8 protein-coding genes are annotated in these 8484 nt (G+C 29.7%); all 8 read right to left on the bottom strand.

The features are described 5' to 3' along the window. Nucleotides 1-229 precede the first annotated feature (229 nt). On the bottom strand, nucleotides 230-745 hold the full coding sequence (locus tag M890_RS0113750) for a hypothetical protein (protein WP_028284078.1): 516 nt from the start codon (nucleotides 743-745) through the stop codon (nucleotides 230-232). A gap of 148 nt (nucleotides 746-893) precedes the next feature. Beyond that, complete coding sequence (locus M890_RS0113745; protein ID WP_028284077.1) at nucleotides 894-1466, bottom strand: glycosyl-4,4'-diaponeurosporenoate acyltransferase CrtO family protein; 573 nt, start codon at nucleotides 1464-1466, stop codon at nucleotides 894-896. A gap of 163 nt (nucleotides 1467-1629) precedes the next feature. Continuing rightward, nucleotides 1630-2265, bottom strand: coding sequence for a hypothetical protein (locus M890_RS0113740; protein WP_157243296.1), 636 nt, complete (start codon nucleotides 2263-2265; stop codon nucleotides 1630-1632). A 774-nt stretch (nucleotides 2266-3039) separates the two neighbouring features. After that, nucleotides 3040-3960 (bottom strand): YeiH family protein, encoded by a 921-nt coding sequence (locus M890_RS0113735; RefSeq protein WP_028284075.1) that lies wholly within the window; start codon nucleotides 3958-3960, stop codon nucleotides 3040-3042. Between the two features lie 76 nt (nucleotides 3961-4036). After that, nucleotides 4037-4921 carry a LysR substrate-binding domain-containing protein gene (locus tag M890_RS0113730; RefSeq protein WP_028284074.1) on the bottom strand — a complete coding sequence of 295 codons (885 nt, stop codon included), beginning with the start codon at nucleotides 4919-4921 and terminating at the stop codon, nucleotides 4037-4039. Between the two features lie 531 nt (nucleotides 4922-5452). Then, a complete protein-coding gene (locus M890_RS16240; RefSeq protein WP_198018217.1) occupies nucleotides 5453-6268 on the bottom strand; it encodes an extracellular solute-binding protein in 816 nt (271 codons plus the stop codon). Between the two features lie 228 nt (nucleotides 6269-6496). Beyond that, a complete protein-coding gene (locus M890_RS0113720; protein WP_028284073.1) occupies nucleotides 6497-7417 on the bottom strand; it encodes a YeiH family protein in 921 nt (306 codons plus the stop codon). Nucleotides 7418-7493: 76 nt separating this feature from the next. Then, entirely contained in the window at nucleotides 7494-8378 is an 885-nt protein-coding gene (locus tag M890_RS0113715; protein ID WP_028284072.1) for a LysR substrate-binding domain-containing protein, read from the bottom strand. Between the last annotated feature and the right edge of the window lie 106 nt (nucleotides 8379-8484).

Raw genomic sequence — 8484 nt, 5'->3', positions numbered from 1 at the left:
ATGTTAGCTAAAGACTAATAAAGTTAGCTTAAAATCAGTGATTTTCATATTCGGTATGACGCGTTTTGAATTGCGTTTTGCAATTGTAGGCAACGGTCTTGTGTATGGTTAGTTGCGTGGTTAAGCAACTAATCTAGCAAATAAATCACAGATAGAATATTCCGCAGGAATGTTCGTAAGTCGGCAGTGACCTAGCAATTAATTATACATGTTGTTGTGCATTCGTTTTTTATGCGTTATACCATTTAAGCGTTTTTAGATTTTCCAATTCTATATTCTTAATCTTAAAACTCTCAATAACTTCTTTAGCCTTATTCGAGCAAATAATCATCATTGTCGTTTCAGGTATGAAAAAGTCACTTCCATCCCAAGTTTTTAAGTCAAAGTCATAACCTGTCACAAAGCCACTATTTTTAGGCCGAATGGGTGAACCGCAAGTAGAAGTACATTGAAAACCTTTATATCCATCTAGTTCAATATCCGATTCAATTGCGTACGTTTTCCATCCAGTTAAATCATTTGATTCAAGTGCTTTAAGAAGTTTAGGCGATATCAGGAAGTTGAAAACGTCTTGTAAGCGAACTATATCATAAGCTTTTCTTCCTTGACTTTTTATCACTTTCAAAGGGTTGGGATTGTAAGTTCCTATCTTAAGTTTTTGGGCGTCATAATCGCCAATAACCTCTACAAATAATTCTATATTGTTTGAGTTAAAGCTTAAAGAGTAAAATTCTTCTTTGTTCATTTTTTTAATGATGCACAACGTGATTGTGTATGATTAGTGGCGTGTTTAAGCACCTAATTTAGCAAATAAAAACCGAATAGAAAATCCGCGAGGATTTTCGTAAGCAAGCTCGAACTAGCCATTAATTATACACGGTGTTACCCACAGTTTATGTTAAATTTAAATTCATTCGTTTTTCAAATATTCTTAAAACTCTCAAATATCTTGGCCTATTATATCTTTGTGTAAAAACAGGATAAATATTAAAAACAATATTTGTTATTATCAACCATTTAGCTTCTTCAAGTGAATTTACCAAAAATGGTGTTATAATTAGTATAATAATCGCTATAACAAGATGAGAAAATTCTCCAGCTCGAGTATTTATTTCTCTTGATTTCAAATTGTCATAATTATTTTTCACAGACATATTCATTGAGTTAGTTATTCTTTCCCAACCAATTAAGACAAGTGTTTTTCTAAAAAGATTCACACCAAAATAATTATATATTTCCCCATTATTTTCAATTTTTTTTGGAATGAAATAATTCCATTTATAACTCAATTTTAGTTTAGGTGTAGAAAAAGCAAACCATCCCATCATTAAAAAATTTAATTCAAAAGCAAAAATAAAACTGTTAAAAGCAAAGTGTTTTGGGAAAAAACTAAACATATAACAAATTCCTATTGTAAAAATGAAAGTTGCTATAATCCATTTTTTAATTTTATCTCTTTTTCTCATTTTTTAGAACTGCTTGGTAATTGTGGGTAACGTGATTGTATATGGTTTGTTGCGTGTTTAAGCACCTAATTTAGTAAATAAAAACCGAATAGAAAATCCGCGAGGATTTTCGTAAGTAGGCTAGAACTAGCAATAAATTATATACGGTGTTGGCACAAGTATTTTATAAATATTTATATTCAATTATTTCCCATTGCGACATTTCTCCAAATTCTGAAAGTGATTTTGGTTTAATATTAAATTTTATAATTTCAGTTTCTACTTTTTCTTGAGATATATTTCCTGTCTCTGAAATTATTTCTCCTTTTTTAAAATCATATCTATCATTTTCAAAATTTCCGCTCGCAGAATGAACTCCATTACTTTCTGCTTTTACAATTACCATTTGGTTATTGTCAAACTCAAAAGTGTAAGATTGGTTCGAACGAGTATATTGATAATAGATTTTCAACAATCCATTTTCTATTGATAATTCAGGTTCCAAATGTGGTAACATTCCACCTTCGTCTCCACGTGCGATAAACTTATTATTTTGGATGATTACTTTATCAAAATTGTTTTGATTTAATAGAATCACAATAATTCGTGGTTTGTTTTTTAATAACTTACAATCCGAACATCTTTTTTCTAAAATACTGTCCTTTGATTCGAGTATTAAGGCAAAATCGTTAAAACCGTCTTTGTTTAAATCTCCAGATGATTTTTTCAAGATTCCCCAATCAGAATTATTCTCAATCGTATTTAAATTCTGTCCAATAAAATTCGGATATATAGATTCGTTATTTTGTGAATATCCCAAAATAAAAAATCCTAAAAACAATAATGTGAGAATTCGTTTTTTCATATTTGTGCCAACGTGATTGTGTATGGTTTGTTGCGTGTTTTAAGCAGCTAATTTAGTAAATAAAAACGAACGCGAGAAAATCCCGAAGGAATTTTCCAAGTATGCAACGACCTAGCAATGAATTATACACGGTGTTAGCAACTGGTTTTATTCTTTTTTTCACATGAGTTTAATTTCCGCTGTATTTTTAAATTCCGTTTTATCCTTTTTTCCTTAAAATCTCAAAAAAAATTCCGAATATAATTCCGCTTTTTTTTCCTAACGTTTTGCCATTCCAATATTCAGCTCGAACCTTTGGTTTTCAAAATTTTCGTCGTTAAAAACTAAAGCTGGGAAAATCCATTTTCATAAAGTTCAGCCGTAATGTTTAGCGATTCAGCTATTCAGCCAAAACTTTTCAGTTAGCTAAATTTTCGATGCGAAAACTGATTTTGGGCGAGCCGAAATTCAGCGTAATATTCCGCAATATTTTTAAATTCCGATTGAGTGAAATTCCAAGTTATTTTTCCAAATTACGCTTTTCATTTTTCCTTTCTTAAAAATCTAAAAACTGGAAATTTAGCACGATTTTAGTTGATTTGCCAACTTGTTGCTAACGGTTTTGTATAAGATTAGTTGCGTTGTTTAAGCACTTAATTTAGCAAATAATAACCGAATTGCAAATACGCGAGGATTTTCGTAAGTAGGCTTGCACTAGCAATTAATTTTATACGGTGTTGTACACTGGCTTTAGTTCAATATATATATTAATGAAAAAATTGAAATAAAAATCCACAAAGTTAGTGCGAATACAATGGGTTTCATTCCTGTAGATTTCAAATCTTTTATAGAAATGGTAGAACCTACAAGAAACAATGTTATTATTAATAATCGTTTAGCCATTAATACAATAAAATTAGTAGCTGGTTCAGGTAAAATATGGTAACTATTAATAATAATCGCAATAATAAATAAAACAATAAAGTAAGGAATTTTTATTTTTTCTCCTTTTGTTTTGAATAGAAACATTGAAAAAATTGATAAAGGGATAATCCACAAAGTTCTAGATAGTTTTACTGTTGTTGCTATTCTCAAGGCTTCGTCTCCATAACCTAGCGCAGCTCCGACTACCGAACTTGTATCGTGTATAGCAATAGCACACCATAAGCCAAATTGTTCTTGTGTTAAATTTAGAAAATGACCGACTGCAGGAAACACAAACAACGCAATAGAGTTTAATAGAAATACGATACCTAAAGCAATACTTATAGTTTTACTTTTAGCTTTAATTACTGGGGAAATTGCAGCAATTGCGCTTCCACCACAAATTGCTGTTCCAGATGTAATTAGATGACCTAGTTTTAAATCTAACTTCAAAAGTCTTGTTAACAACAAACCTAACGATACGGTTAAAAATATTGAATATATAGTTAAACTTAATCCCTCTTTACTTGTTTCCAAAGTTTCTTTGATAAACATCCCAAAGCCCAGCCCTACAACCGAAATTTTTAGAAAATAATGAATTGCTTTATGACTGTATGCTTTAAACGGATTATTGAAAATAAGTGTATATACAAAACCAAGTAACAATGCAGTTGGACTGTTTATAATGCCTAAAAGGGCAATAATAATTATAAGGAAGTAAACTATTTTTGAAAAAATCTCTTTCATATCATTTAGTATTATTTGATACAAAAGTAGATTGAATTAATAACCTTTAAGCAAATTAATTAGTTATTTGAGATAACTAAAAGTTATAGTTAAGCCGAATATATTTTTCGAAATATTCCACGGTATTTGAAAGATAACCTGTTCTTTTTACAAAATAAAACCACCTTTCAATACTTAAATCTTTAATATCTATAATTTTGAGTTTATTATTTAACAAATCTTCAGTGATAGCACTAATTGAAAGAAGTGCATAATCATCAGAATTGTATAAATAATTTTTAATAGCTTCAGTACTGTTTAAAGTTACTGCTACATTAAGCTTTTTGATATTATTTTCCAATAAAAATTTATTAATAATTACTTTAGTTCCAGAACCTTTTTCACGTTCAATCATTGGAATTCTTTGCAACTTTTCGATATCGATACTTCCTTTTTTAAAAGAATTATTATTAACATTGGTTACGAGGACAATTTCATCTTTAATAAATTTTTCAAATTGTAATTTTGGATTCGAAATACTTCCTTCAGTAATTCCGAAATCAATTTCCTGATTCAAAATTAAATTTTCAATATTTTCAGAATTATTACTGATTATGTTAAAATTTGTTTCAGGAAATTGTACTCTAAACTTCGCAATTATTTTAGGTATAATGTAGTTAGACAAGGTTGTGCTTACTCCGAAGTTTATTAGTTTTGGGAAGGTTTCTTTCTTATGTAGAAACTGTTCGTCCATTTCAGAATAGATAGCTAAAATTTTATTAACGTATATAAGAAATGACTTTCCTTCCTTGGTCATTTCTATCGAGTTTCTTTTTCGAATAAATAACGTTGTTTTATATTCTTGCTCTAAATTTTTAATTGCCTTGGATATAGCAGGCTGTGAAATATACAATTGCTCGGCAGCTTTTGTGAAGCTTAAATGTTTAGCAACAATTTTGAATATATGTAACTTGGTTTTCATCAGCTTGTGTACAACGGTCTTGTTTAACGCAAGTGTCGTGGAATAGGGACGCGTTCTTGTCGGCTTTGTTATTTTTTACTTGGTCTCAAAATTAACATTTTTCAGCAGAATGCCCGCTATTTGCTGTTAAACGATGTTGTACACTGGCTTTAGTTCAAAATATAAATAATGAAAAAATGTAATAAAAACCCACAAACTTAGCGCTAATACAATAGGTTTCATTCCAGTAGATTTCAAATCTTTTATAGAAATGATTGAACCTACAAGAAATAATGTGATTATTAATAAACGCTTAGCCATTAATACGATAAAACTACTAGCTGTTGCAGGTATAATATGTTAACGATTAATTATTACACGTTAAATTAGTATTCATATATTCTGGAATATTCGGTCAATCCCTCTTATGTTTCTACATTGTTTGAGAAACCGTTAAAAATATTTTTAGTGGGTCTAATAATACAAGCATTAGCCTTTATTTCTTTCTAAATCGATTAATTACTTGTTCCTTTAAATTGTATGCAAAAAGAATTATCTAATCCATCCGTGTTTTTCAAAAAACACCCAACCTTCTTCACTTTTCATAAATTCAATAAAATCCTTTGCTTCAGGATCTGCTTTATCATTTGTGACTAGAGTTAAATCTCTGTAAATGATTCGATCAATATCAATTTTTACTATATCAGCTTCATCTGGGTGGTCAATAACCCAATAGTTCCAAGTTATCCAGGCATCAGCATTAGGTTGTTTAAATGCTTTAAATCCGGCTCCACTTCCTTTAGCAAAGGCAACTATATTCTTTCTGAACTTTTTTAAATCATCTAACTTTCCTTTACGCCCAACAATGTCTTCCCAAACTCCAGTACCAGATGTGTTATAGACTCCAGCACCTTCTACCACAACAATACCTATATTAGGTTCAAATAGGTCATCGATACTTTTAATATTTTTAGGGTTTCCTTTTTTAACAGCAATTACTGCTGGTCGTAGGTAAACAGGTTCTGCCTTATCACTATCGAATTCTGTATAAGTTTCTAAGAATGCAGTCATTCCTTGTTCAGCAGTTCCCCAGATTATATCAGCATCATTTTGTGCGCTTTTTGTCCATTTTGCTTCTGGTCCAAAGATGACTTCTACTTTGACACCCGTTTTTTCTTGAAATTTATTGGCTGCATCAATTATTGCAGGTTGGGGTCCTCCAGCACCATATATTTTAACAATTCCATCCGCAGGCTGATAAATAATTTCTGGCTCGAGAATTTCGGATGTTAATTTATCATTACCCGCTTTTTGTTCACTGTCTGATGTTTTTTTATTCTTAATATCAGAACAAGCTGATAATATCAAAAAGAGAACGGAAATAATTATTGCATTATACTTTGTTATCATCTTATCTTATTTTTAATTCATTGTTATAATTGTCACCAACGTTTCTGTTGATTAGTTATACTCCTTCAGTGCCTAATTTAATAAATAAACCATAACCATTAACCGTGGGAAGGTATAAAATATGAAAGTGTTTTCATAAGCAGGCGAGGATCTAACAGTTAATTTACAAATTGTTATGAATTTGCTTTAATTCAAAATATATATTAATGAGAATATTGAAATAAAAATCCACAAACTTAGCGCTAATACAATAGGTTTCATTCCAGTAGATTTCAAATCTTTTATAGAAATGGTTGAACCTACAAGAAATAATGTGATTATTAATAAACGCTTAGCCATTAATACGATAAAACTAGTAGCTGTTTCTGGTAAAATATGGTAACTATTAATTAGTATCGCAATAATAAATAAAACAATAAAATATGGGATTTTTATTCTTTCACCTTTTGTTTTGAATAAAAACATTGAAAAAATAGATAGAGGGATAATCCATAAAGTTCTAGACAGTTTTACTGTTGTTGCAATTCTTAATGCTTCATCTCCATAACCTAATGCAGCTCCAACTACCGAGCTTGTATCGTGAATAGCAATTGCACACCATAAACCAAATTGTTCTTGTGTTAAACTTAGAAAATGTCCAACTGCTGGAAATACAAACAATGCAATAGAATTTAATAGAAACACGATACCTAAAGCAATACTTATCGTTTTACTTTTAGCTTTAATAACTGGCGAAATTGCAGCAATCGCACTCCCTCCACAAATTGCTGTTCCAGATGTGATTAGATGACCAAGTTTTAAATTTAATTTCAAAACTCTTGTTAACAGTAAACCTAGCGTTACAGTTAGAAATATTGAATATATAGTCAAACTTAATCCCTCTTTACTTGTTTCTAAAGTTTCTTTGATAAACATTCCAAATCCTAATCCAACAACTGAAATTTTTAGAAAATAATGGATTGCTTTATGGCTGTATTCTTTAAACGGATTATTGAAAATAATGGTATATATAAACCCAAGTAACAAGGCGCTTGGACTGTTTATAACACCTAAAAGTGCAACAATAACTATAAGGAAGTAAACTGTTTTTGAAAATATATCTTTCATATCATTTAGTACTATTTGATACAAAAGTAGATTGAATTAATAACCTATAAGCAAATTAATTTGTTATTGGAGATAACTAAAAGTTATAATTGAGACGGATAAATTTCTCAAAATTTTCCAAAGAACTAGAAAGATAACCTGTTCTTTTTACAAAATAAAACCATCTCTCAATACTTAAGCCTTTTATGTCTATTATCTTCAGTTTGTTATTTATCAAATCATCCTTAATGGCATTGATTGAAAGAAGTGCATAGTCAGTTGAGTTATACAGATAGTTTTTAATAGCTTCGGTACTGTTCAATGTTACTACACAATTTAATTTTGAAATATGATTATCATTTAAAAAAGTGTCTATAATTTCTCTAGTACCAGAACCTTTTTCACGTTCAATCATTGGAATCTTTTGTAGCGTTTTTATATCAACACTTCCTTTTTTAAACGAAGTATTGTTAACATTGGTTACTAGAACAATTTCATCTTTTATAAATTTTTCAAAGTGTAGTTTTGGGTTAGAAAAATTCCCTTCTGTAATTCCAAAATCGATTTCCTCATTTAAAATTAAATTTTCAATATTTTCAGAATTATTACTAATTATATTAAATTTTGTTTGAGGAAATTGCATTCTAAACTTTGCTATCACTTTAGGAATGACATAATTGGATAAGGTTGTACTTACTCCAAAATTTATAAATTTCGGGAAGGTGTCATTTTTATGTAGAAATTGCTCATCCATTTCAGAATATATAGCCAATATTTTATTGACATATATAAGAAATGATTTTCCTTCTAATGTTAATTCAATGGAGTTCCTTTTTCTAACAAAAAATGTTGTTTCATATTCTTGCTCTAAATTTTTAATTGCTTTAGATATGGCAGGTTGTGAAATATACAATTGCTCGGCAGCTTTTGTAAAACTTAAATGTTTAGCAACAATTTTGAATATGTATAATTTTGTTTTCATGAGCTTGTGTACAACGTGTTGCATATGGAAAGTTGTGTTTACGCGCAATGAAATTCCGAAGGAATTTCAGCAGTAAGTAAATAAACAACTTCCATAATTAAGACAC

It is taken from the genome of Olleya marilimosa CAM030 (genome assembly GCF_000518485.1).
Lineage (GTDB): Bacteria > Bacteroidota > Bacteroidia > Flavobacteriales > Flavobacteriaceae > Olleya > Olleya marilimosa.
Note: the sequence above shows the minus strand (reverse complement) of the source record. Positions and strands in the feature narration are given on the sequence as shown.